This is a genomic window from Komarekiella delphini-convector SJRDD-AB1, from assembly GCF_014831675.1.
In the GTDB taxonomy this organism is placed as follows: Bacteria; Cyanobacteriota; Cyanobacteriia; order Cyanobacteriales; family Nostocaceae; genus Komarekiella.
This window is the reverse complement of the sequence record NZ_VJXY01000016.1, coordinates 69272-93773: the sequence shown is the minus strand read 5'-3', so window position 1 is coordinate 93773 and position 24502 is coordinate 69272. Positions and strand designations below refer to the sequence as shown.

23 protein-coding genes and 1 pseudogene are annotated in these 24502 nt (G+C 42.4%); 18 read left to right on the top strand and 6 right to left on the bottom strand.

Annotated features, from left to right (window positions below; translation table 11 throughout):
• The first annotated feature begins 13 nt into the window (after positions 1 to 13).
• From FNW02_RS16270 to FNW02_RS38685, 11 genes and pseudogenes are all read left to right on the top strand, one after another.
• The gene (locus tag FNW02_RS16270; RefSeq protein ID WP_191758554.1) at positions 14 to 1300 is read left to right on the top strand and encodes a sensor histidine kinase; all 1287 of its coding nucleotides are present in this window, start codon (positions 14 to 16) and stop codon (positions 1298 to 1300) included.
• 349 nt (positions 1301 to 1649) lie between these two features.
• On the top strand, positions 1650 to 1901 hold the full coding sequence (locus FNW02_RS16265; RefSeq protein ID WP_191758553.1) for a hypothetical protein: 252 nt from the start codon (positions 1650 to 1652) through the stop codon (positions 1899 to 1901).
• Positions 1902 to 2145: 244 nt separating this feature from the next.
• Complete coding sequence (locus FNW02_RS16260) at positions 2146 to 3504, top strand: amino acid permease (protein WP_191758552.1); 1359 nt, start codon at positions 2146 to 2148, stop codon at positions 3502 to 3504.
• Positions 3505 to 3629: 125 nt separating this feature from the next.
• Positions 3630 to 4280, top strand: coding sequence for a class I SAM-dependent methyltransferase (locus tag FNW02_RS16255; protein ID WP_191758551.1), 651 nt, complete (start codon positions 3630 to 3632; stop codon positions 4278 to 4280).
• A gap of 152 nt (positions 4281 to 4432) precedes the next feature.
• On the top strand, positions 4433 to 5242 hold the full coding sequence (locus FNW02_RS16250; RefSeq protein WP_191758550.1) for a glucose 1-dehydrogenase: 810 nt from the start codon (positions 4433 to 4435) through the stop codon (positions 5240 to 5242).
• Between the two features lie 60 nt (positions 5243 to 5302).
• Positions 5303 to 6706 carry a glycoside hydrolase 100 family protein gene (locus FNW02_RS16245; protein WP_191758549.1) on the top strand — a complete coding sequence of 468 codons (1404 nt, stop codon included), beginning with the start codon at positions 5303 to 5305 and terminating at the stop codon, positions 6704 to 6706.
• Between the two features lie 637 nt (positions 6707 to 7343).
• The gene (locus tag FNW02_RS16240) at positions 7344 to 7898 is read left to right on the top strand and encodes a hypothetical protein (RefSeq protein WP_191758548.1); all 555 of its coding nucleotides are present in this window, start codon (positions 7344 to 7346) and stop codon (positions 7896 to 7898) included.
• Positions 7899 to 7902: 4 nt separating this feature from the next.
• Positions 7903 to 8967, top strand: a pseudogene (locus FNW02_RS38700) (PAS domain S-box protein); the annotation flags it as partial.
• 76 nt (positions 8968 to 9043) lie between these two features.
• Entirely contained in the window at positions 9044 to 9214 is a 171-nt protein-coding gene (locus tag FNW02_RS39920; RefSeq protein WP_348535401.1) for a PAS domain-containing protein, read from the top strand.
• Positions 9199 to 10110, top strand: a complete 912-nt coding sequence (locus tag FNW02_RS38690) for a diguanylate cyclase domain-containing protein (protein WP_348535398.1) — start codon at positions 9199 to 9201, stop codon at positions 10108 to 10110. The genes FNW02_RS39920 and FNW02_RS38690 overlap by 16 nt, the downstream gene beginning before the upstream one ends.
• 172 nt (positions 10111 to 10282) lie before the next feature.
• Positions 10283 to 10687 (top strand): EAL domain-containing protein, encoded by a 405-nt coding sequence (locus FNW02_RS38685; protein ID WP_225225691.1) that lies wholly within the window; start codon positions 10283 to 10285, stop codon positions 10685 to 10687.
• Positions 10688 to 10728: 41 nt separating this feature from the next.
• Here FNW02_RS38685 and FNW02_RS16225 read toward each other — a convergent pair whose 3' ends face one another.
• A complete protein-coding gene (locus tag FNW02_RS16225; protein ID WP_191758547.1) occupies positions 10729 to 11958 on the bottom strand; it encodes a TetR family transcriptional regulator in 1230 nt (409 codons plus the stop codon).
• A gap of 171 nt (positions 11959 to 12129) precedes the next feature.
• Between FNW02_RS16225 and FNW02_RS16220 the strand changes: the two genes are divergently transcribed.
• From FNW02_RS16220 to FNW02_RS16205, 4 genes are all read left to right on the top strand, one after another.
• On the top strand, positions 12130 to 12987 hold the full coding sequence (locus FNW02_RS16220; RefSeq protein WP_191758546.1) for an acyl-CoA desaturase: 858 nt from the start codon (positions 12130 to 12132) through the stop codon (positions 12985 to 12987).
• Positions 12988 to 13067: 80 nt separating this feature from the next.
• Positions 13068 to 13496: a hypothetical protein gene (locus FNW02_RS16215; protein WP_191758545.1), complete on the top strand. Its 429-nt coding sequence runs from the start codon at positions 13068 to 13070 to the stop codon at positions 13494 to 13496.
• Positions 13497 to 13678: 182 nt separating this feature from the next.
• Positions 13679 to 14596 carry a ribonuclease D gene (locus FNW02_RS16210; protein ID WP_191758544.1) on the top strand — a complete coding sequence of 306 codons (918 nt, stop codon included), beginning with the start codon at positions 13679 to 13681 and terminating at the stop codon, positions 14594 to 14596.
• A 343-nt stretch (positions 14597 to 14939) separates the two neighbouring features.
• Entirely contained in the window at positions 14940 to 15779 is an 840-nt protein-coding gene (locus tag FNW02_RS16205) for a tetratricopeptide repeat protein (RefSeq protein WP_191758543.1), read from the top strand.
• 128 nt (positions 15780 to 15907) lie between these two features.
• On the opposite strand, the gene FNW02_RS16200 is transcribed toward FNW02_RS16205, so the two are convergent.
• The 3 genes from FNW02_RS16200 to FNW02_RS16190 all read right to left on the bottom strand — a co-directional run bounded on the left by FNW02_RS16200 (position 15908) and on the right by FNW02_RS16190 (position 19718).
• A complete protein-coding gene (locus tag FNW02_RS16200; protein ID WP_191758542.1) occupies positions 15908 to 17563 on the bottom strand; it encodes a VC_2705 family sodium/solute symporter in 1656 nt (551 codons plus the stop codon).
• A 9-nt stretch (positions 17564 to 17572) separates the two neighbouring features.
• Complete coding sequence (locus FNW02_RS16195) at positions 17573 to 17827, bottom strand: DUF4212 domain-containing protein (protein ID WP_191758541.1); 255 nt, start codon at positions 17825 to 17827, stop codon at positions 17573 to 17575.
• Positions 17828 to 18326: 499 nt separating this feature from the next.
• Complete coding sequence (locus FNW02_RS16190; RefSeq protein WP_225225690.1) at positions 18327 to 19718, bottom strand: hypothetical protein; 1392 nt, start codon at positions 19716 to 19718, stop codon at positions 18327 to 18329.
• A 345-nt stretch (positions 19719 to 20063) separates the two neighbouring features.
• Between FNW02_RS16190 and FNW02_RS16185 the strand changes: the two genes are divergently transcribed.
• From FNW02_RS16185 to FNW02_RS16175, 3 genes are all read left to right on the top strand, one after another.
• Positions 20064 to 20453, top strand: a complete 390-nt coding sequence (locus FNW02_RS16185; RefSeq protein ID WP_191758540.1) for an agenet domain-containing protein — start codon at positions 20064 to 20066, stop codon at positions 20451 to 20453.
• A gap of 160 nt (positions 20454 to 20613) precedes the next feature.
• Positions 20614 to 21003 (top strand): hypothetical protein, encoded by a 390-nt coding sequence (locus FNW02_RS16180; RefSeq protein ID WP_191758539.1) that lies wholly within the window; start codon positions 20614 to 20616, stop codon positions 21001 to 21003.
• Positions 21004 to 21063: 60 nt separating this feature from the next.
• Entirely contained in the window at positions 21064 to 23283 is a 2220-nt protein-coding gene (locus FNW02_RS16175; protein WP_225225689.1) for a tetratricopeptide repeat protein, read from the top strand.
• Positions 23284 to 23716: 433 nt separating this feature from the next.
• Here FNW02_RS16175 and FNW02_RS16170 read toward each other — a convergent pair whose 3' ends face one another.
• Positions 23717 to 24076 carry a DUF5615 family PIN-like protein gene (locus tag FNW02_RS16170; RefSeq protein ID WP_191758538.1) on the bottom strand — a complete coding sequence of 120 codons (360 nt, stop codon included), beginning with the start codon at positions 24074 to 24076 and terminating at the stop codon, positions 23717 to 23719.
• Complete coding sequence (locus FNW02_RS16165; protein WP_191758537.1) at positions 24073 to 24405, bottom strand: DUF433 domain-containing protein; 333 nt, start codon at positions 24403 to 24405, stop codon at positions 24073 to 24075. The genes FNW02_RS16170 and FNW02_RS16165 overlap by 4 nt, the downstream gene beginning before the upstream one ends.
• Positions 24406 to 24502: the final 97 nt, after the last annotated feature.

The window sequence follows — 24502 nt, the reverse complement described above, 5'->3', positions numbered from 1 at the left end:
TTTTGCATTTTTCATGTTCAACCGTAGCCGTCGCAACTTGGCTCGTTGGTTTACCCTATCAATGGGTAGTATTCTAGCAGTTTTTGCTGGGACACTTTACTATCAAGAAGCGATTAAGCAGCTAGAGGTTATAGATTTACTACTTTATAAAAAAGCTAGAGTAATTGCCGGAAATGTGCAGTATAAAATGCAGCAAGGTCAAATGCGCGTGTTTATTAAAAACGTGCCACTCTTAGGAAGCAACCCACCACCGCCAGATAGTGAAATTATTTATGCCCGTTGGTACGATGCAAAAGGCAAACTAAAGCAATTTTTTGGCGTACCTCCACAAGAACATTTAAGTAAGACATTTGAATTTCAAACGATTAAGACCACCAATTACTTAATTTCCTCATCATCACCTGTTATTTGGCTGCGTCAAATCACCCTTCCAGTTCAGTATAGAGGTCAGTTAATCGGCTATCTGCAAATGGCAATACCAATGACTCGCGCTCAAGAGTCTCTAAGCAAGTTTCTGCTGTTGTTGGTGTTGACAGTGTTAATGGCTTTGGGAGTAACAAGTCTCACAGGTTGGTTCTTGGGAGGACTGGCCATGCAGCCAATCCGCTACAGCTACGAACAACTCCAGCGCTTCACCGCTAATGCTTCTCATGAATTACGCGCGCCTTTAGCGGCCATACTCAGTAATGCTCAGGTTGGATTGTTAGCAAACATTGACGATGCCGATAGCAAACATCTGCGTTTAGAAAAGATTGCAGAAGTTGCCAAGTCAATGAATACTTTGATTGGGAATTTGTTATTTTTAGCGCGTCAGGTGGGACGTTTAGCGCCTGAATCTCTACATGAAACTGACCTAAACGATTTGCTGCGGGAACTCATAGGCTCACAAACTACTCGAATTGCTGCTCAGCATTTGGATTTCAAGAGTGATTTACCAGAACAGCCAATTGTGCTCAAAGTAGACTCAGAACTGCTTTATCAGGCAGTTATGAATCTTCTTAGCAATGCCTGTAAGTACACTCCAGCAGGCGGTTTAGTGAATTTGCGCTTGTTTACAGAATACCATCGGGTAGTTATTCAAGTTGAAGACAATGGTATTGGCATCCCTGCGGCAGATTTACCCCACATCTTCGAGTGGTTCTATCGAGTGGATAAGCAGCGGACGCGTGCGGCTGGTGGCTTTGGTTTAGGATTGGCGATCGCTCAACAAATCATTGAAGCACATGGCGGACATCTGAGTGTTAAGAGCGAACTAGGACAAGGTTCTCTGTTTCAGATTGAGTTGCCATTAAATCAGTGAACAGTTATCAACAATAAAGAATGAAAATTTTACTCATCTTATGATGTTGCTTTTGTTAAGCAAAGTTTGATTACATACGAAAAATCTACTAAATGGTGGATTTAAAATCACGCATAAGATAGAAGACAAAAATAATTTACAAGACTATGTGTCATATTATTTTAATTTTGAATGCTTAAATGTCATTTTCACGTCACATTTATCTTCAATGATAAATATATAGATAAAACTCAGTACTCCCACCTCAAGTAAATAGATTAATGCTCTCTCAAATCTATTGCCTATAGATCACGTTCAAAAAACTTGTACCAACTTTCAGTTATTGACCAATGCTTCACAAGGATTATTCATGATTACTTATCTCCTTAAGAGAAGTTTTTATCTACTGGGTCTTACGACTGTAATAGTTGGTTTAAGTGGATTCCCCGCTACTGCTGAATCAACGAATACAGTTGTAACCAGCTCACAAGTAACGGTTCCTGACGCGAACGCGACTACCTCATCTACTGATTTGCAAGTTGACCCTAACGCTCCCCAAAATTCGACCCTGACTCCCCGCCTGCTCAGTAGTAGTGCAGACCAAGTTCCCTTAACGGGGTAAAGGGGTGCATATTTTTAATTCTTTTCCCTTTAACCTTTCCCCAGCCTTCACTCAGCATTTTTGAGTTGGCAGACCACCAGGCTAAATGTACCTGTTAAACGATTAACATGGCCCCAACCCAATAAAAAGTAGTGCTGAGTAGTGAGTTCCAAAGTCCTAATTATACAGAGGAGTAGTTTTTGAATGAAACAAAGCCAAGAGTTACCACTCAGCACTCAACAGTCAAAACTAGTGAGGAGCCAATGTGGGTAGACGTAAAGACCACAGTTTACTTGATCAAACAGTGACAACGGAAGCAGCAGCGCCTAAGCCATCGCTGACTTTACCAGACGCGATCGCGCTGATTGTCGGTATTGTCATCGGAGCGGGGATTTTTCAAACCCCTGCACTGGTAGCGGCTCAAGCAGGTAGTGATATTGCTGTACTGCTTTTCTGGCTACTTGGCGGTGTAGTGTCTCTTGTGGGAGCCTTATGCTACGCAGAATTGGCGACGGCTTATCCCAACGTAGGAGGTGTTTACTATTACCTGAAGCGGGCTTTTGGCAGAGGAGTCGCCTTTTTGTTTGCCTGGGCGCGGATGACAGTAATTCAAACTGGTTCCATTGCTCTGTTGGCATTTGTTTTTGGTGACTACGCCTCTCAAATATTGCGGCTCGGTACGCTTTCATCTTCTATTTATGCAGCCATAGCGATCGCTCTTTTAACTGCTCTAAACATCATCGGTTTGCAGCAGGGTAAGTGGACACAAAACTTGCTAAGTGCTGCGAAAGTCCTGGGTTTGTTGCTGGTGGTAATTATTGGGCTGATGGCTGTCCCTAATTCTGCCGCGCCTGTAGAATCTGCATCATCAGGAGCTTGGGGACTGGCGATGGTGTTTGTACTGCTATCTTACGGTGGCTGGAACGAGGCGGCCTATATTTCAGCAGAAATCCAGAATAAACAGCGGAACATCGTGCGATCGCTGCTCTGGAGTATTGGCATAATCACCGCCATTTACCTGCTAATCAATCTAGCTTACCTACGGGGACTAGGATTAGCAAACATGGCGCAGTCAGAAGCGGTAGCCGCAGATTTAATGCGATCGCTTTGGGGCGCGCCCGGAGCCTTGTTTATCAGCCTACTGATTGCAGTTGCTACTTTAGGAGCAACCAACGCCACGATTTTTACTGGAGCGCGTACTAATTACGCCCTGGGACAGGATTTTTCGCTATTCGGTTTTATGGGACGCTGGCAACAACGTCCCAGCACTCCTACCTATGCTTTACTGTTGCAAGCAGCGATCGCCTTATTACTGGTTTTTTTAGGCACTTTTACCCGTAAAGGCTTTGAAACGATGGTGGATTACACCGCCCCAGTTTTTTGGTTCTTCTTCTTGCTTTCAGGCATATCACTTTTAGTACTGCGAAACAAAGAACCCCAGATACTACGACCATTCCGTGTGCCATTTTATCCTTTCACCCCATTGCTATTTTGTGCCGTCTGCGGCTACTTGCTTTACTCCAGCTTGGTTTATACCGGCGTGGGGGCAGTTGTCGGGGTTGTAGTTGTAGCCGCAGGCATCCCAATGCTGCTTTGGAATAACTATCGCCAAGGCAGGGCGTGAGATGAGGGAAAAGGGGGGCAGGGGAAGCAGGGGGAGAATAAATACTGACTCAGGACTCAAGACTCAGGACTCAGCACTCTTAACCCTTAACCCTTGACCATTAACAGAGACAAAGGAGAAAATTCATGGGCTTCAGAAAAATTCTGTTTTTATTGGTTACAACAGCTAGCGTTACCAGCTTAGGAATTGCGGGATGTACGACGCAACAGCGCGACTTTGAAGCAGGGGCACAAGTACCTACTTCGACAACGGCTCCGACTACTGAAACACCAGCTTCCACAACTCAACCTCAAGAACGCCCTGGCGATGTTCCCTATGTACCCACACCCCAGCCAGTTGTGGATGCAATGTTGAAAGTGGCAAAAGTGGGCAAGAATGATGTACTTTACGACCTTGGTAGTGGTGATGGGCGGATCGTGGTTACAGCCGCGCAAAGGTATGGTACACGCGGAACTGGCATAGATATTAACCCCGAACGCATTCAAGAAGCTAACGAAAATGCCAAGCAAGCAGGAGTAACCGATCGCGTACGGTTTGTTCAACAAGACTTGTTCAACACTGATTTTAGTGATGCAACGGTAGTCACACTCTACCTGTTGCCTGATGTCAACCTCAAACTCCGCCCCAAAATCTTGAAAGAACTCAAACCCGGTACTCGAATTGTCTCCCACGCTTTCGATATGGGTGATTGGAAACCACAGCAGACATTAAACGTAGAAGGAAAAACCATTTACTACTGGGTGGTTCCCGAAAAAGTACCAGCGAATTTGCAATAGGGCTGACGCCATCAGCAATTTAAAATCACCGAAGTTCTGAGTGTCTAAAGTTAGCGCTCAGAATTTTCTTCAAATAATACAAATGCAATCATGACAAACTCTTGGCTTGTAACTGAATGCAAGTTAAAGCACAGACAGACGAGGGAAGAAATATGATAGGATTAAAGGGCAAAAACGCCTTAATTACAGGCGCAACGTCAGGTATTGGTCAGGCGATCGCTGTGAGACTTGCCCAAGAGGGGTGCAACATCGCTATTAATTACCGCAAAGACCCCGAAGGCGGGGTTGATACGGAAGAAATGGCAATGCAAAAAGCCTGCGGAAATATCGAAAATTGTGGTGTGAAGTCGTTTCTAGTCCAGGGAGATGTTTCCCAGGAATCAGACATTATTGAAATGGTCAACGCCGTAGTTAAGGAGTTTGGCAGTGTAGATATTCTCATCAACAATGCTGGTATTCAAACAGAAGCTTCATCTCACGAAGTTACTACGGCAGACTTTGATCGGGTAATTGCGGTAAATCTCCGGGGTGCTTACCTTTGCGCTCGTGAAACTATTAAACACCTCCTGTCCCAAAATCGTCCGGGGATAATCATTAACGTTTCCAGCGTCCACGAAATTATTCCTCGACCGATGTATATCAGCTATTCAATTAGCAAAGGCGGTATGGAAAACCTGACCAAAAGTCTGGCGTTGGAATATGCTAACCGAGGTATTCGTGTAAACGCCATTGGGCCCGGAGCCACAATTACGCCCATTAATCAAGACTGGACAGATAACCCCGAAAAAAAGGCGATCGTGGAAAGTCACATCCCAATGGGACGTGCAGGTACTTCCGAAGAAATGGCAGCAGTAGTAGCTTTTTTAGCTTCGGATGAAGCCGCTTACATCACTGGACAAACTTTGTTTGTAGACGGTGGACTAACTCTCTATGCTGACTTCCGAGAAGCTTGGTCAGCTTAAGAGTTCGGCTGGCGTGCTTTCCACAATTGAACCGAGACTAGTAGTGGAATTAAACGCTTTATGACTCGCGCGATCAACAAGAACAATTTACTAGAAACAGAAGCCTGGAAACTCCTAGAAAATTCCATAATTTATTACCAAGGAAAACCCATTGGTAGTGTAGCTGCACACGATCCAGAGTCAAATGCCCTCAATTATGACCAGTGCTTTCTCCGTGATTTTGTGCCTTCTGCTTTAGTGTTTCTCATGCATGGCAAAACAGAGATTGTCCGCAACTTTTTAATAGAAACACTCAAACTACAAAGCCATGAAAAGCAGATAGACTGCTTTGAACCGGGAGCCGGGTTGATGCCTGCAAGTTTTAAAGTACTATGCAGTGGAAGTGAGGAATTTTTGATCGCTGATTTTGGTGAGCAAGCCATCGCTCGTGTTCCGCCAGTTGATTCTTGTATGTGGTGGATTTTGCTGCTGCGGGCTTATGAAAAGGCGACAGGCGATTTAGATCTAGCGCGTCAGCCAAACTTTCAAGAAGGAATCAAGCTAATTTTGGATCTTTGCCTGGTACATCGGTTTTCTATGTACCCAACGATGTTAGTTCCCGATGGCGCGTTTATGATTGACCGTCGGATGGGAGTCTACGAACATCCTCTAGAAATTCAAGTATTATTTTATGCGTCTCTTAGGGCTGCTAGTGAATTGCTTTTGCCGGATGGAAATGGCGATCGCTATCTCCGCAACGTTGCTCAGCGATTGGGAACTTTAAAATATCACATCCGTAACTATTACTGGTTAGACTTGAAGCGATTGCGGGAAATATATCGCTACAAAGGTGATGAGTTTGGTAAAGAAGTTGCCAACAAATTTAATATCTACTCACAATCAATCCCCAGTTGGTTAACCGAATGGTTGCCCGAAACTGGAGGATATTTAGCAGGAAATCTAGGGCCGGGACGGATGGATTTTCGCTTTTTTGCCTTGGGAAATTTGATGGCAATTATATCTTCTTTAGCTTGTGAAGAAGAAGCTCAAAGCATCATGAATTTGTTTGCCCAACGCTGGGAAGACTTGATTGGCTATATGCCTGTTAAAATCTGCTTTCCTGCTTTGGAAGGTTTAGAGTGGCAGATTGTCACAGGATGTGACCCTAAAAATATCCCTTGGTCTTATCATAACGGCGGTAACTGGCCTGTTTTACTTTGGTTATTTACTGCGGCAGCACAGAAAACAGGTCGGATAGAACTTGCTCAAGAAGCGATCGCCATTGCTGAAAGCCGTTTATTTCAGGATCAATTTCCAGAATACTACGATGGTAATAATGGTCGTCTGATTGGTAAAGAAGCCCGGATTTATCAAACTTGGAGTATTGCTGGATTACTAGCAGCAAAACAGTTATTGGCAAACCCAGATTCCTTAGAATTAATCAGTTTTGCCGAGGGTCTTGAAGGGCCGGGATGTAGTCTGTAGGGACTAATATTAAATTTGGCATGTGGCTTTAGTGGGGGTGGAGCGATCGCTTTTCACCCCAAAACTATTTTAGAACTACCCCTTTCCAAAAATTTCCCAAATTTTGGGCTTTTCATCTTTGTGTCATTGTGCCTTAGTGGTGAAAAAATTTACTTTTGAACCACCAAGGCACTAAGACACCAAGGAAATATATTACACCTTAAAAGAGCTAGTCCTATATTTATTACAAATATTTGCCTCCTGCATCAACCCCAACAACCGCCTAAACGGTGAGGTTAATAAATCCACTATGCAACTGCGAAAACGGAAATTGTTAGCGTTGCAGTGGGTATGGGAATACTCAAGGAGGTAGGGGTAATGTTACTGAAACTCTTACAAGAGACAAAGTAACTTAATTTAACTTTTACAAGCATTTCAGGCTTAATACTGAACGAGAAATTTTCAATTTAACGATCATGTTTTGTCAAAACTAATTTATATGCGTTTGCCCTAAAGCATCAATCATTGGAAAAACAACCTCGCTCAGCCTTTCGACATCGCCTTGAAACTTTTAGAGGAGATGCGGCGAAAAGTGAGCGATTTTTTCAATGCGATTCGGCTTAACGCAGCAAATAATTTTTTTATAGGCATTTTCCAGATGAAAATTAGAGCAGCTACACAGGTGGAGATATACAACCAGATAGCGATCGCATTGGGTGGAATCGTCGCTTTAATTGGTTTGGTAGTCGTAATCGCGTGGCATTTCCACCTGACTCCACTTGTGCAGCTGCTACCTGGTGCTGCACCTATGCGTTATAACACCGCCCTTACTTTTCTACTCAGTGGGTTGGCACTGATGACGCTAGGATGCAAACAGCGAGCATTGGCAGGCGTACTCAGCATTATGGTTGCGGGATTGAGTCTGCTGATACTAGCTCAGTATGCATTTACAGTTGATTTTGGCATTGACCAACTGCTGATGCATGATTACCTTACTAAGACGCTCTATCCACCTGGAAGTGGTTCAGCAACCAGCGCTACAGACAGCAATCAACAATGGTTCATCCATATTAATCGCCCCCAACCAGGTCGCCCCGCGCCGAATACAGCTCTTGGCTTTGCTTTTGTGGGAATAGCATTAATGTTTGTAAATGTAGCCCTGCGAAAAAACCGCCCCTCTCTGGCTGGCAGCATTCGGTCAGTTTCTCTATGACCAGATGGGTCAGGCTGTACGCTGTGTTGGTATTCTCTTTGATATTAGTGATGTCTACGACGAGCTTCTCTACGAGAGGCTTTGCCAACGCTTACGCAAACAGGCAGAAGAAGCCTTACGACAGGCAAACGCCACCTTAGAAATCAAGGTAGCAGAACGAACTACTGAACTTGCCCAATCTAATTTTTACTTACAGGCAAGTGAAGCACGCTATCGTTCTGTGGTCAGCGCAATGGCAGAAGGCATTGTTTTACAAGACGAAAATGGAGTAATCCAAACCAGTAACGCCAATGCAGAGCGGATTCTGGGTTTGTCCCTAGACCAAATGATGGGACGAACTTACCTTGACCTTCGGTGGCGAGCGATTCATGAAGATGGTTCACCATTTCTCGGCGAGCAACACCCAGCCATGCTAGCGTTACGAACTGGAAAACCCTGTAATAACGTGATTATGGGAGTTCACAAGCCAGATGGTAACTTAACCTGGATTTCAATTAATTCCCAACCTCTATTTCCAACTGATGGCTCTGTTACTTATGCAGTTGTTACCTCCTTTGCCGATATCACCGAGCGTAAACGGGCAGAGGAACAAGTCCAGCTTTTACAAACCTTAGCGCTGGCTATTGGGGAAGCAGAGGATTTTAATGCTGCTTTGACAAGTATCTTGCAAACAATCTGTGAAACCAAAGGCTGGAACTATGGCGAAGCTTGGGTTCCTGATGGGAATGCAGCCGTTTTGCATTGTAGTTCAGCTTGGTATGGCGATCACGGCTCATCAGAACTCGCTCAATTCCGAACAGTGAGTGAGAAATTCACCTTTGGATTTGGGCTAGGGCTACCAGGACGGGTATGGGCATCTAAACAACTAGAGTGGTGTGAGGATGTATCACAATCAGAAACAGCTTTTTTACGTCACGAAATTGCTTTGGTGTGTGGCATCAAAGCAGGCTTAGGCATTCCCCTAATTGCTAACGACCAGGTGCTAGCAGTTCTGGTGTTTTTCAAGTTTGAATCCTGGCAAGATGACTCATATTTAATTCAAAGCATTACAGCGATCGCAGCGCAATTAAGTTCTGTGCTGCAACGTAAACGAGCCGAAGAAGCCCTTTTTCAAGAAAAAGAGCTAGCCCAAGTGACATTGCGAAATTGGCGATGCAGTTATTACTACAGATGTTCTAGGTCGAATCCAATATCTCAATCCCATTGCCGAAACACTGACGGGTTGGAGTCAGTCAGAAGCACAAGGATTGCCCATAAAAGAAGTTTTTCAGATCGTTAACGAAACCACTCTCGTGAGCCAGTGGCAAATCCGGTAGAACAAGCCCTACAAGAAGGTTGTATAGTCGGTCTTGCCAACTATACAATCCTGATTGCTCGCAATGGAGATGAGTTTGCTATTGATGATTCTGCTGCCCCGATTCGTGCTAGCGACAGTCAGGTGATTGGGGCAGTTATGGTATTTCATGATGTGTCTCACACCCGCAGTCTATCTCGGCAACTTACCTGGCAAGCTAGCCACGATGCTTTAACTGGACTGGTGAATCGTCACGAGTTTGAATATCACATAGAGCAGGCTATGAATCAAGCCAAGATGCATAATCAACAATATGCTCTTTGCTATCTTGACTTAGACCAGTTCAAAATTGTCAACGATACCTCTGGTCATTTTGCCGGTGATGAACTCTTGCGTCAAGTAACAGCATTGTTTCAAAGCCAAGTTCGTAAAACGGATACTTTAGCTCGTTTATGCGGAGACGAATTTGGCTTACTGCTCAATCAATGCCCACTGGAACAAGCACAACGAATTGCTAATACTCTGCGTGAAAAGGTTCAAGAGTTCCGATTTGTCTGGCAGGATAAACTTTTTACCATTGGAGTCAGTATTGGATTAGTCATCATTGACGCATACAGTCAAAGCATTACTAACGTCTTAAGTCTTGCAGATGCCGCTTGCTATGTAGCCAAAAATCGCGGGCGGAATCGGGTACATGTCTATCAAGCTGAGGATCTCGATTTAGCAAGGCAACAAGGAGAAATGCAATGGGTGACGCGCCTAGCTCATGCTCTGGAAGAAAATCGGTTTCGCCTCTATTATCAATCAATTGTTCCTGTTTCCCAGACTGAGTTGAGTGGGGAACATTATGAGGTTCTCCTGCGCTTGCTAGATGAAACTGGCATTGGTGTCACCGATAGCGTTTATTCCGGTGGCTGAACGTTACAACCTCATGCATTTAATTGATCGCTGGGTGATCCGCACTCTGTTTGCTACTCAAGGGTAACACTACCGGAACGCCTGGAACCATTGTCAAGCAGCAGATAATTGCCAAAGTTATCTTTATGCCATCAATTTATCGGGTGCGAGCATCAATGATGAGCAATTTGCTTTGCACCAAATCCCACCCCAAACGATCTGTTTTGAAATTACTGAAACTGTTGCCATTACTAACCTAAGTAAAGCTTCTCAATTTATCAGTGAATTAAGAAATATTGGCTGTCGTTTTGCTTTAGATGATTTCGGCAGTGGGATGTCCTCGTTTGCCTATCTTAAAAATCTGCCTGTAGATTTTTTGAAAATAGATGGCAGCTTTATTAAACATATTTTGGACAATCCTATTGATTCGGCAGTGGTTGAAGCGATTAATCAGGTTGGACAAGCGATAGGGATTCAAACTATTGCAGAATTTGTGGAAAATGATGCCATCTTAGAAAAAATTAAAGCGCTTGGGGTAAATTATGCTCAAGGCTATGGCATTGCGAAACCTTGTCCCTTTGACTTAGTTCTTTATTAAGCAATATTTTCTTAAAAAGTGTAGACAAATACCTTACACTCCTATCCAGTCTTATGATCTAAACGGATTGCTTGCTCTAGCGCTGCTTTTTCTCTGGCTCTTTTGGCATAGGGCTGTAACTGACTGCGATCGCAAGCAGTTAAAATACTCAAGTTTTCTAAGCTAATACCTCGCATTAACATTTCTACACACCAGGTTTGTTGGGCCTGAGCGATCGCTGGCGGTTGTCCTTGAGGAGTTAACAATCCCTCAGTCCATGTTCGCCAATGTACTTGAAGCTCTGATTCTGAAATTGGTTGACCAGATCCATTAAGGAACATGGCGGGTTGACTATCTTTACGGCTTTTCAACCATTTAGTTAAAGGATTGTTGGTGTAAGAACCGTAGCGGTTGCCCAAAATCCACTGATTCACAGGTACTTGGCGAACAAATCCTGGGGTTGTAATTTGCAGGAAATGCCCTTGAGTATCGTAAATTTGGTGCGATCGCTGTAAATTGACTATTTCTGTTACAGATAACCCACCACCAAACAACACATAAGCCAGTGCATAATCTTGTACTCCCGACTTCCTGGCTTGTCGCAAAATTTCGTGGACTAAACCAGCAGGTAAATCAGCCACTTCCCTAGTAATAAAGCTTCCTGATAAAGATTCCGTTGCTGATTCCGCTGAGAATGACATAGCACCGTGTAAAAACAACTCTACTAAATTCTCCAGAAAATCATCTCGATCTTCCCAAAGTTCGTGAAATTCACTGGTAAATTCAATTACGGCATATCCCAAAATCATCCCATTCAGCAAACTTGCTAATTTTTCTGCGGGTAAATAGGTATTTAAGTGTCCTTGCTGGATTACAGTAGCTAAATACTGTGCTACATAGCGGTTTGCTTCTGTTACTCCTCTTCCTAAAGCGCGGCGATTTTCTGCCGGGAATTGATCGGCTTCACCCACCACAGACCGGACAAACTCTGGTACTCGTTCTAATGCGTGTAAGCTATCACTTGCATAATCCTTTAGAGCTTGGTAGACATTCCCAGGAGGAGTTGCCCGTCGCACCAGTGACTCGCCTAAATTCTTGAAGGCTGCGGATTCTTCGAGCACAGCCAAAAGCAGTCCATGCTTATTACCAAAATTACGGAATAGCGTTACTTCGTTAACTTCGGCTTTTTCAGCAATTTGGCGGGTTGTGGTAGAACTTACTCCTTGAGCTGTAAACAACTCAAGTGCGGCTTCAATCAGACGTTGACGAGTTGAAAGGGGTTGAGACGACATAAAGAAAATGCAAGTGCCACTTGCATAAAAAAGGAAGAATTGGTAGCATAACAGATGTAAGTGATACTTGCTTTGCTTCACTGTAACAAACTAATATACAGAGCAGGTAAATCCCTGTAGGGTTGCACCCAAAAAAGCAAATCGCTTGATCATCCATAAACAGGAATTGTTATGACCGCAAATTTTCCGGCGATCGCCCCTGAGAGAGGAAATTCCCCTCGACTCAGATGGGTAAATGTGGTGTTTTTTACTGCATTTCATGCCTTAGCTCTCTTGGCTCCTTGGTTTTTCTCTTGGCCAGCATTAGGTTTATTGCTGTTTCTCCATTGGTTATTTGGCAGCATTGGTATTTGCCTGGGATATCATCGATTACTGAGCCATCGTAGTTTCCAGGTTCCCAAGTGGTTAGAGTATGTGATCGCCACCATTGGAGCTGTTGCTCTCCAAGGAGGGCCTATTTTTTGGGTTGGTGGACACCGCCAGCATCACGCTCACACCGAAGATATCAACCTAGATCCTTACTCTGCTCAGCGAGGCTTTTGGTGGAGCCACATGCTGTGGATTTTCTACCCTCGTCCAGAGTTTTTTGACTATGAAACTTATCAAAAATATGCACCTGATTTAGCCAGACAACCTTTCTATCGCTGGCTAGATCGCTACTTCCTACTCCTACAAATTCCCTTCGGGTTACTCCTATATGCCTTGGGAGGGTGGTCTTTTGTAATCTATGGCATTTTTGTCAGATCAGTCTTACTCTGGCACTCCACATGGTTCGTGAACTCTGCATCACACCTGTGGGGTTATCGCACCTTTGATGCTAATGACGGCGCTCGTAATCTTTGGTGGGTATCCCTAATGACTTATGGTGAAGGATGGCACAACAACCATCATACTTATCCCCACATGGCAAAATCTGGATTGTTATGGTGGGAAATTGATGTCACTTGGTGGAGCATCCAAGTCTTAAAGACTTTAGGTTTAGCTAAAAAAGTTGTCTCACATCCCCCTCAAGGCGCAGGGCAAAAATAAATTGCGACTGAACCATCATAGATTTTCTATGCCCATAGCGATCGCTGTGGGCTTAGCAATTTGTAACGAAATAGTGTAATATGACAAATCTTTTTAGCCTCCGTCAGAAGATTCTGCTAGCTATCATTACACTCAACCTGATTTCTACTTGGCTACACTACACAGACAATGCACTATTTTTGAGTCGATATCCTGGCCCAGAATGGTTTACTTCTGTTGGAGTAATTAGCGTTGTGATTGTGATGACTCCAGTAGGACTGTTGGGATATTGGTTATACACCAAAGGTATGTTTTGGTTAGCATATCTTTCTTTGGGATTGTACTCCATTACTAGTATTTCTAGCCCGGGGCATTATCTTTTCCCGATGCTTGCTCCAATGTCTTTGAAAATGCATTGTTTGATATGGCTAGATGGAGTTACGGGACTTTTACTTATAGGTTTTTTATTGTGGTCTGGTGTTGTATTAAAAGAGTGGCGTAGTACGTCTAATTGCCATCTAAATTTGTGATTCTACAACAGCCTCTCGCTATTATATTTGTAAGTAAACATCATCTGTAGTTGTTTACTAGCCTCAGCACGTCCAGATTCCGACTACTTCCTAGTAATGAATATGATTGTTTAGTTTTGAATGCTAATTTGGGAAACTATAACTGATTATCGATACCTCAAATTACGAGGAAATATTAGCCAATGCCATATATTAATTATCCTAATGAAATTCGTGCTATTGTTGCCGCATACACCACAGCTAAAACCTTGTGGATAGATACAGAAGTCGCTGATTATAAAAGTCGTAATCCCAGACTGTCGCTAATTCAGGTGTTAGATGATCCTCAAGATATGAGTGGCGATCGCGTTTATCTTTTAGATGTCCTAGATCAGCCTGATATCATCGCTGAGTTTATTCAGGAAATCATGATAAATCCTGCCATTGAAAAAGTATTTCACAATGCCAGTTATGATCTGAAATTTCTCGGCAATAAGCAAGCGAAAAATATTACTTGCACTTTGGACATAGCAAAAAAAATTCCCTATTATCTATTGCCATTACCAAACTATCAACTCAAAACCCTAGCTACAGCACTTTGTAACTTTAACAATATCGATAAACAAGAACAAGTAAGCGATTGGGGAAAGCGCCCCCTAACTGAAGAACAGATAGATTATGCTTATTTAGACTGTATTTATCTTGCTCAAGTACATTTGTGTTTGTTAAAATTACAAGCCCAAGTTAGCCCCAATCCTGCAACAGAAGACCTCACAATACTTGGTGCAAAATACATGCAACTTGAGGAGCAGTGGAAGCTGTTAAATTCAGAATTTGAGAATTTGCAAGAGCGAATTAAAAAAGCTATGCAGGCTCAAAATATCCCAGAAACTTCTTATTGCAAACTGACTAGTTACGATCGCACCACAGTAAAAGTTACGTTTACAGAATTGGCAAAACTAGCACAAACCCAAGATATTAATTTAGATTTTCCGATTACACTAACTCAAAAACTCCAAAAAGATTTAGGGCAAAATTTAGAACAACTATCTGTAGATATCGATAAAACTACTGCTTGGCGACTGACTCCAAAAACCCAAGAAAGTGATGTGGAGGATTGAAAAGATGCCCGACTTTTTTGAGAATTCGGGGATCTGGACACGCAAGAATTTGAAATATTTTTTAAAAAAGTATTATAAATAACATATTGAATACTTATAAGGTTCATAATGAACCTACTCCCAGAAAGCAGTAAGATAACAAGAGGAAAGATTAAATGAATAGTTTTATACTTAAAATTTATAAATCTATCTTATCGACGACCTTTAAATAAATCTAGTAAATATTAGGTAAGCTTATTAATTGATTTTATACTTCTACCGAAAGTTAGAATAATTCTTAAAATCAAGAAATAACTAATTGGTACTAATTTCATTCAGGTGTCATGGTGGTGTGTAGCAACTTATGAGATGGCGCTTATTTCAGCAAAAGCCAATAAGAGTAAGCAGAGCATTTACCATAGCTGTTTTTACCACATTAAGCGCAATTACAGGCTTTTCTTGTAGTAAAAACAAAGATGTATTGGTGACAGAAATAGGAGTTACTTCTCCTAACCCTCGCCCAGCTAAAACATCTAAAGCTGGGGAATTCTACATTCAGGGACAGAATCAACATGTTAAAGGCGACTTGCAAACTGCGATCGCTTCCTACAACCAAGCGATTAGCCTCAATCCTCAATATGGAGAGGCTTACAATAGTCGAGGACTAGCCTACTTTGATCTGGGAGACAAAAAAAGAGCGATCGCAGATTATGACCAAGCACTTAGTATCAATCATAACAATGCTGAAGCCTACAATAACCGGGGAAATGCGCGTGCTTCCCTAGGAGACAACAAAGCAGCGATTGAGGATTACAACGAAGCGATTCGCCTTGCTCCCAACTACGCCGAAGCCTACAACAATCGAGGGAATGCTCACGCCGCCAACAAAGACCAAAAAGCGGCGCTAAATGATTATGATCAAGCAATTCGTCTCGACCAGAAATATGTTATTGCCTACAATAATCGAGGAAATGCCCGCGCCGCCAATGGAGATCCACAAGGAGCGATCGCAGATTACAATCAAGCCATTCGCCTCAATTCCAACTTTGCCCCTGCCTACAATAACCGCGGAAACGCCCGCGCCGCCAACGGGGACAAACCGGGTGCGCTCAAAGACTTACAAAAAGCCGCAGCCATCTTTAAAAAACAAGGCAACAACGACTTATACCAACAAGTAATGAATAACATCCAAGAGCTTCAGTAAAGAAAACGCCGAGAAACACAGAGTTATCCCCCTTTGCGTTCCTCAGCGCTTCCCTTAGCGTTCCAACCCTGCGGTAAGGCGTTCGCGTAACGTCTCGTAGAGAAGCGCCTGTGCGTTGGCAAAAAACACTATTGTTCAATACCCGGACTACGTAAATCTTCCACCAACGCCTGAATGTGTGCTGGAGGGGGTGGCGTTAGCCGAGAAACTACCAGAGTCACTACTAAGTTAATAATCATACCTAAAGTCCCAATTCCTTCAGGAGAAACCCCAAAAAACCAGGGTTCCATACCCCCAAACTTGACGCCGACAATGTAGATGATTGTGAAAATCAAACCCGTCAACATGCCAGCGATCGCCCCTTCAGAATTGGTGCGCTTGTCGAAAATCCCTAAGAAAATCACTGGGAAGAAGCTAGCAGCGGCTAAACCAAAGGCAAAAGCCACCACCTCACTCACAAATCCCGGTGGATTTACCCCAAAGTATCCCGCGAGGACAAGAGACACCCCTACCATGATCCGCCCAACAAACACCCGTTTTTGTTCTGATGCTGTTGAATCTAATATGCGGTAGTAAATATCGTGGGCGACGGAACTAGAAATTACTAGCAATAGACCTGATGCTGTAGACAAAGCAGCTGCCAACCCACCAGCTGCTACCAAGCCAACCACCCAAGGAGCAAGTTTAGCCACCTCTGGGGTGGAGAGCACAATGATGTCTCGGTCAATCGTAATTTCGTTAGTTTCTTTATTTGGAGTTAATTGCAGACGCCCATCTTTATTTTTGTCATCGAAGGCTAGCAGTTTAGTTTTTTCCCACTTGGTCGCCCAGTCTAGCTGTTGCACTTCTGCGATTGTATGATTATGCAGAGAATCAATCAGATTATAGCGGGCAAACATTGAGAGGGCTGGAGCAGTTGTATAAAGAATGGCAATAAATAACAGTGCCCAACCCGCAGAGAAGCGAGCTGCACGCACACTTGGTACTGTATAAAATCGGACGATGATATGAGGTAAGCCAGCAGTACCTACCATCAGAGCAATGGTAGTGAACAGTACATCAAGCATCGACTTGTTCACAAATGGCTGAGTATACTCTTTGAACCCTAGGTCAAGCTGGATTTGATTGAGCTTGTCAGCAACATCACTAAAGGTAAATGCTAATTGAGGAACTGGATTCCCTGTGAGTAACCAGGCGATCGCAATAGCCGGAATCAAGTAAGCAAAAATTAACACACAGTATTGTGCCACTTGCGTCCAGGTAATACCTTTCATACCCCCCAATACGGCAAAAAAGCCCACAATCACCATACCGATGATCACACCCGTATTGATATCTACTTGCAGGAAGCGGCTAAAGACAATGCCTACACCCCGCATTTGTCCAGCAACGTAGGTGAGAGAGACGAAAATAGCTGCAACTACCGCCACCAAACGAGCAATGTTCGAGTAGTAGCGATCGCCCACAAAGTCCGGTACAGTATATTTACCAAATTTCCGCAGATAGGGAGCTAACAATAATGCTAGTAGTACATAGCCACCAGTCCAGCCCATCAGATAAATAGAACCGTCGTAACCCAAAAAAGAAATCAGCCCCGCCATAGAAATAAACGAAGCCGCGGACATCCAGTCTGCGGCGGTGGCTGCACCATTTGCAATTGAGGGTATTCCCTGACCTGCTACAAAGAAGTCTTTACTATTTTCAACTCGTGATTGCCAACCAATATAAATGTAGGCTAGGAAAGAAAGACCAACTAGCACAATAGTCCAAATTTCAACTGACACGATTTTCCCTCACTTCTTGAGATTATACTTGCGGTCTAGCTTGTCCATTTGGAAGGCATAAATGAAAATCAATGCCACAAATATTAGAATTGATCCTTGTTGTGCCATCCAAAAGCCAAACGGTACGCCAAAAAAACGTACCGCATTCAATGGTTGAACCAACAAAATACTGAAAACTAGGGAAACTAGTACCCAGACAATTAAAAGATTACGAATTAAAGCAGTATTAGCACGCCAATAAGAGCGATGTTGATGTTCATCCATTGTTTTTTATCGTTAGTGCATCACAAATAATACCAAGAAGCCGATATTATACTGTTTAATATGTGTTACTTTTTAATTATTTACTAAATAATATTTATAGTTAAAGTAATAAAAATAACTAAGTAATAAGCGTATTTTCAAAGCGATCGCGAGGCTAAAGCAACTTTACCCAGTTTGTCGCACTTTCACATTTTCGACAGTAACACTTTGCAATTGTGAGAAGCGATCGCATTTATAAAATTATGTTGTCGTTGCGGAATTTCTCGCAACTCGATAAAGCGGTATTGAAAGCAATGGATATTGATATAAGTACAAAATTGCTAAGAATACCTCAGAGGATGTTTGAAAAGTCCTCTTGTTGGTAGCAAAACGTTCTAGATCCCCCTAAATCCCCCTTTTTAAGGGGGTTAGGGGGGATCAACAAGTGCCTAAAATCACAGGTAACTACTTTTCAAACAACCTCTCAGCAATTTTGTATTTTTACTTGACTTTTTAAATCTTATGCTTCCACACTAACAGCAATCTTTTTGCTGTAATACTCAGTTTTTGCGTATACGCTGATAATACTATCGCCTACTACAAAAAATGTTCCCTTTTTCTCGTCTCTAGAAAACTGTAAATTGGGGTATTTGGCAGCTAATTCCTCAGCATTCATGGCTTTCACTGCCATTTCATCTGGCAACAATCCAGTAGAACCAATGTAGAATACCAAAGGACAAATTTTATCCCGGTAGATTTGTTTTGTATATTGCTCTAGCTTAGTATTCGCCATTGTTAAGGCTGCAATCATTTCCTGTTTGCTGAACTGCTTATCAGTGTATTTATCTTGCAATAATTGTGCCAAACTCTCAGCACCAACTTTTACGAGAATATCTGTAATAATGCCATTCTTTTCAAGTCCCAAAAATTCATCAAAAATTCGTTTCATGAACTCATCGACTTTAGCTAACTTGATACGGGATGATAGTAGCTTGTGCCTCAAGGCAAAATTTTCATTGAACGCTATATAAAAACTAGATTTAGTGAAAATCTCCCCAGTTTCTTGGTCATAAAGCCTATACATTTTGTTTAAGAACTTGTTCGCATAATGTAACTTACTGAGGTTGAGAATATCTTGGCTACCAATGTCTATTTTATAACTTACTCGTGAATCAAGAGTACCATTAGCAAGAGCTTCTGTGATGTCAGTGTATTCGTTGGTTGTAGGAAAGTTGATGTAGATGCTATTAGAAACATAGTGATTTTTTAACTCATCCAATTGTGCTGGTATAAATACATCTGACTCTCCTTTCAAGTGAGCAGAAATAATACTAGAAAGGACTTTGATTTCTGCTAGTTCATTGAACAAACCATCAATATTGCTGTAATGTCTATCAAAAGGGACAAGTGGCAAGTTATCTAGCTTGATGGTATATTCAATACAGAAATCGAATTCTTCTGTATCTATTACACCTTTTTGTTTGAGCAATTCAAAAAGGTTTTTACTACTAATTTTAACTTTTAAAGATTTTACGTTGATTTTTCCGTCACTTACAATCGTGTAATTATTAAAGGTATCTAAGTCATTTACTAACAAACCTGCAACTTCAAAAATAGGAGTTTGGTCTTCAATTTTGGCAAGTTTGACTTTACGTTTAACGAGCATATTGATAGTTGCGGTGTTGCGATTAAACTCAAACTCACCCATGCGAACATACTCGGCATTATCTATATTTTCTGTTCGCAGCCAAGGCTGAATGAGTTCCCCGTTTTTATCTCTAACACCTTTAACTCGCTTAATACTTGTTCTTTGATAATGTTCTTGTAGGTGTTTAATATTGATGATGATGTTATTGCGATATTCTGCAAAAATTTCGATAAGTTCTAGCAGAGATATTTGATTACTTGTCATATTGCCACCCTCCAGATAAAGGTTAAGTCAAATATTTTTTATAGTACAATTGTACTGCATATCATGGTTGCGATCGCTAACGAATTATTAATACATTGTAAAATTAAACTTTTTAATCACCGATATAGTGCAGATGAATATAAGTAATATCAAAAACTAGTGTTTAAATTAAATGCGGAACAGAACAGCGCTATCTTCACATACTGCGCGGTAAAATCGTGATTTTTGCTGAGGCGATCGCTAATTTAAATCCCTAAAAATAGTGAGAGTTAATGGCAATTTTTGAATTAGATTTCCATTAATCATCATTAAAATTTGATTTTCTCGATTAAGGATAAAAAAATAATGAAAAAGAACTTACTGTTTGCTGGGATTTTCATGGCAACCTGGGTAGGAACATTAATTCCCAGTGCTTTCGCTGCTTCACTATGTTCTGTGGGACAAAAAGCTGAGGTTCTTTGGAAAGGAAGATGGTATCCAGCAACGGTACTTAATGTTGATGTTAACAAGTGCTATATTACCTACGATGGTTATGATAGCTCCTGGAATGAATGGGTTGAAACTGCACGTTTCCGGGCATCCTTTAAAAAGGGAGATTCAGTAAGAATTTTGTGGAGAGGTAAATGGTATCAAGGGCGAGTTTTAGAAGTTAGTAAAAAACTTTATAAAATTACTTATGATGGCTACGATAGCTCTTGGGATGAGTGGGTTGAACCTGCAAGGGTAAGCAGATAAGTAATATTTCACTTTTAAAAGTTGAGAGGGACGATTTCACCTATAGAAGTCGTCCCTTAAATTGTTTTATAATTTCTTCTGCTATTTGCTCTTTATTTAACTGTTTAGAGACTGTTAGACTGAGAACCATAAGTAAAATCTTGTGTATTTTGGCAAACTTATGGAGCCAGTATCACTAACAGCAGCAGCGATCGCAACCTTGGTCATCACCAAAGCTTTTGAAAAAACTGGTGAAATCCTGGGCGAAAAGGCTTTAGAGCAAGGCGGTAAATTATTATCACTGCTGAAGCGCAAAGCACCCAACACGGCGAGTGCTATAGAACTAGCTCAAACACAACCGCTAGATTATGGTCAAGCTTCTCTGGTTGAGCAGGTAGAAGAAGTGGCAAACAAAGACCCTGAAATTGCTCAAGCTGTAGAGGCTTTGGCGGATACTGTTAAATCTCAACCTTCTATCATCCAGAATTTTACGAACACAGTTGATAAAAATTATGGTGGGAATGTCGGGAATGTTGCTAATGACAACCGCAATCAAACCTTTAATTTCTGACTAAAGTCGCCTGAAGGGGAACGGGTAAAGTTAAATCCCCCTACTGGAATACCGCAAAATTTGCCCCTGAGTGGGGTAGTTGATTTTGTCGGGCGTAAGGAAGAATTGCAAAAACTGCACCAACTTTTGCAGGATAATAAACAAGTTGCCATTGCAGCGATCGCTGGTATGGGTGGAGTTGGTAAAACAGAACTCGCCCTGCAATATGCCATCCAGCACCGCGAAACATACAACGGTGGACTTTGCTGGTTGCTTCCAAAAACTGGGGATGTGGGCATTCAAGTTGTGCAGTTTGCCAGAACGCAGCTTGATTTAAAGCCGCCAGAAGATTTTGATTTACTCGCGCAAGTGCAATATTGCTGGCGGCGTTGGCGTGAAGGTGATGTGCTGCTAGTGTTGGATGATGTCAGCGACTACGAGCAAGTCAAGCCTTACTTACAGTCGCTACCTTCTCGGTTTAAAGTGTTGATGACTACACGCCAGAAGTTGGGACGTATTGCACAGTTATTTTTGGATGTGTTGCAACCAGAGGCGGCGCTGGAGTTATTAAAGTCTTTACTGAAAGAAACACCGGGGCGAATTGAAAAAGAATTAGCTTTAGCAAATCAGTTGTGTGAATGGCTGGGATATTTACCTTTGGGTGTGGAATTAGTAGGGCGCTATCTGGCGCGGAAACAGGATTTATCTTTAGCAGAAATGTTGCGGCGGTTGGAGAACAAGCGACTAGATGAGTGTTCCCTCTCTAAATCTAAGTCGGAAGCTGACATGACAGCACAACGAGGTGTGTTAGCAGCCTTTGAGTTGAGTTGGCAGGAATTAGAGGAAGATGATAAGCAATTGGGTTGTTTGTTGAGTTTATTTGCCGCCGCACCCATAGCTTGGAAGTTGGTGGAACAGTGTTTACCAGAGGAAGATGTCGAAGATTTAGAAGAAATTAGAGATGATACCTTGTTGAATCTGCATTTAGTTCAACGCAAAGGTGAGGGAATTTATCAACTGCATCCACTGCTACGGGAGTTTTTTCAATATAAGCTTACAGGTTTAGACAAGGGGGAGGAATTAAAGCGATCGCTTTGCCGGGTAATGGTAGTAGTTGCTAAAAAGATTCCTGACACCCTCACCCTTAAGCAAATCACTGCTGTTTCCTCTGTTATGCCTCATTTAGCAGAAGTAGCTAAGAATTTGATTCAACACGTTAGCGATGAAGATTTAACCTGGGCTTTCGAGGGGAATGCTAAATTCTACAATGCTCAAGGGTTGTATGACCAGGCAGAACCTTGGGTTGAGCAATGTCTAGAAGTAACTAAAAAGCGCTTAGGAGAGGAACATCCTGATTTTGCACTTAGCCTCGATTACTTGGGGTTACTCTACGAATCCCAAGGACGGTACACACAAGCTGAACCGTTGTTACTGCAAGCTTTGCAAATAAGGCGACACCTGCTAGGAGAGGAAGATACCAATGTCGCCGCTAGCCTGGATAACCTGGCGTATCTCTACGACTCCCAAGGACGGTACACACAAGCTGAACCGTTGTTACTGCAAGCTTTGCAAATGAGGCAACGTTTGCTGGGAGAAGAACATCTTCATGTTGCACTTAGCCTTAACAACCTAGCGGAACTCTATAAGTCCCAAGGAGATTATAGCCAAGCTGAACCGTTGTTGCTGCAAGCTTTGCAAATGAGGCAACGTTTGCTGGGTGAGGAAAATCCTGATGTTGCAGCTAGCCTCAACAACCTGGCATCACTCTACTGCTTCCAAGGAAATTACGGCGAAGCCGAATCATTGTACCAACAAGCTTTGGAAATGAGGCAACGTCTGCTAGGTGAAGAACATCCTGATGTTGCAGCTAGCCTCAACAACCTGGCGTTTGTCTACTACTCCGAAGGAAATTACAGCGAAGCCGAACCCCTGTACCTACAAGCTTTGAAACTGTGGCAACACCTGTTGGGTGAAGAACATCCTCTTGTTGCAACTAACCGCAATAACTTGGCGGTACTCTACTCTTCCCAAGGACGTTACACTGAAGCCGAACCCTTTTACCTACAAGCTTTAGAACTAAGACAACGCCTGTTGGGTGAGGAACATCCCGACGTTGCAGTTAGCCTCAACAACCTAGCGAAGTTCTACTACTCCCAAAGAAGTTACAGCAAAGCTGAACCGTTGTACCTGCAAGCGTTAGATATTTTTGAGCGTCGGTTAGGGGTAGATCATCCTTCGACTATGAAGTGTTGTGAGAATTTGGCAAATCTTCGCGATCGCCTCTCCCCAAATCCAGAATAAGCTAATTTTGTGCAAAGCGTACCGTGATAAAACTGAAAAGCGCGATCGCTAAAATTTGGCTGTTGAAGTTCCAAGCAACAAATTTCATGTTTTGATCTCACAGTTTAGAGTTCAAAGTAAGAACTGTCGAGTTCAAAGTAAGAACTGTCGAGTTCAAAGTGAGAACTGTTGAATTCAAAGTGAGAATTGTCGAGTTCTGAAGCTCAAGCTTCGAGTTCAAAGTAAGAACTGTCGAGTTCAAAGTAAGAACTGTCGAGTTCAAAGTGAAAACTGTCGAGTTCTGAAGCTCAAGTTTCGAGTTAAAAGTGACAAAGTTCCGGGTTTTGATCTCGGAGTGTCGAGTTCTGAAGCTTAAATGATGTGTTGTAAAGACGATACCTTTGGTAAGCTGCGCTAACGCTCCCCTTTTGATTGTAAACTTACAAGCGATCGCCTAAAATGGAATCCACTCCAACTGATCTATCCATTCTTCTGCTTCGGTCGTCTCCCAAATTAACAAAAGTTCTTGTGCTAATTGTCCGATTGGTATTCTAGGACGCAGCCAAAATAATCCCCAAATATGTCCACCTTCTGCCCAATGTGCTTCTAGATGTGCTGGCATGCTAGCACGGTTATCTGTTACCAATAGCCGTTGAGATAATTGCAGATAACGCAACACATCAGGGTCTAAAGTTCCCAATGCTGATGCATTATTTTCGCCTACACGCAAAATATCTATCCCAGGATTAAGACGGAGAACAGCTATTTTCAGACGGGGTGACAAATTTTCATCGAGCAAAAAACGAACCTTCACAAAGCATTTACCTGACGTTCGTTTCTTTGAGCTTTTAAGATTCTCAGGCGTTGTACCAGGGATGAAGGATTTGCAACCGATTTTTGATAACGCTGTTCACGCCATGTTGCCAGACGCGACAAATAAGCTTCAATATTGGCGCGATTATGGAGATAGTAAGTAATAGTAGCGTGAATTTGCTCCAAACTCAAACTAGGTAGATTAGCAGCAATTTCTTCCGGCGTATATCCTTCCAAGTAATAATCAAGTACATTGTCGATGCCAATGCGGTGTCCTTTTAGGCGAATATCATCGGCTGATAAAAAGTCAAAATAATCTTCTAGTTGCATTGGTCTACCCCGAATGGAGTTTATAGCTATATTATCTCGCGTCCAAGCCAAGTTTAATGTTACGTTAAAAAATTGATTCCTCGTTGAATGATGGTGT

Coding starts and splice junctions, on each gene's coding strand:
- FNW02_RS16220 (WP_191758546.1), top strand. CDS start 12,130: ATGACCGCAAATTTTCCGGCGATCGCCCCTGAGAGAGGAAATTCCCCT.
- FNW02_RS16225 (WP_191758547.1), bottom strand. CDS start 11,958: ATGTCGTCTCAACCCCTTTCAACTCGTCAACGTCTGATTGAAGCCGCA.
- FNW02_RS16255 (WP_191758551.1), top strand. CDS start 3,630: ATGGGCTTCAGAAAAATTCTGTTTTTATTGGTTACAACAGCTAGCGTT.
- FNW02_RS16240 (WP_191758548.1), top strand. CDS start 7,344: ATGAAAATTAGAGCAGCTACACAGGTGGAGATATACAACCAGATAGCG.
- FNW02_RS16265 (WP_191758553.1), top strand. CDS start 1,650: ATGATTACTTATCTCCTTAAGAGAAGTTTTTATCTACTGGGTCTTACG.
- FNW02_RS16250 (WP_191758550.1), top strand. CDS start 4,433: ATGATAGGATTAAAGGGCAAAAACGCCTTAATTACAGGCGCAACGTCA.
- FNW02_RS16180 (WP_191758539.1), top strand. CDS start 20,614: ATGGAGCCAGTATCACTAACAGCAGCAGCGATCGCAACCTTGGTCATC.
- FNW02_RS16210 (WP_191758544.1), top strand. CDS start 13,679: ATGCCATATATTAATTATCCTAATGAAATTCGTGCTATTGTTGCCGCA.
- FNW02_RS16270 (WP_191758554.1), top strand. CDS start 14: ATGTTCAACCGTAGCCGTCGCAACTTGGCTCGTTGGTTTACCCTATCA.
- FNW02_RS16190 (WP_225225690.1), bottom strand. CDS start 19,718: ATGACAAGTAATCAAATATCTCTGCTAGAACTTATCGAAATTTTTGCA.
- FNW02_RS16205 (WP_191758543.1), top strand. CDS start 14,940: ATGAGATGGCGCTTATTTCAGCAAAAGCCAATAAGAGTAAGCAGAGCA.
- FNW02_RS16165 (WP_191758537.1), bottom strand. CDS start 24,405: ATGCAACTAGAAGATTATTTTGACTTTTTATCAGCCGATGATATTCGC.
- FNW02_RS16215 (WP_191758545.1), top strand. CDS start 13,068: ATGACAAATCTTTTTAGCCTCCGTCAGAAGATTCTGCTAGCTATCATT.
- FNW02_RS16185 (WP_191758540.1), top strand. CDS start 20,064: ATGAAAAAGAACTTACTGTTTGCTGGGATTTTCATGGCAACCTGGGTA.
- FNW02_RS16245 (WP_191758549.1), top strand. CDS start 5,303: ATGACTCGCGCGATCAACAAGAACAATTTACTAGAAACAGAAGCCTGG.
- FNW02_RS16195 (WP_191758541.1), bottom strand. CDS start 17,827: ATGGATGAACATCAACATCGCTCTTATTGGCGTGCTAATACTGCTTTA.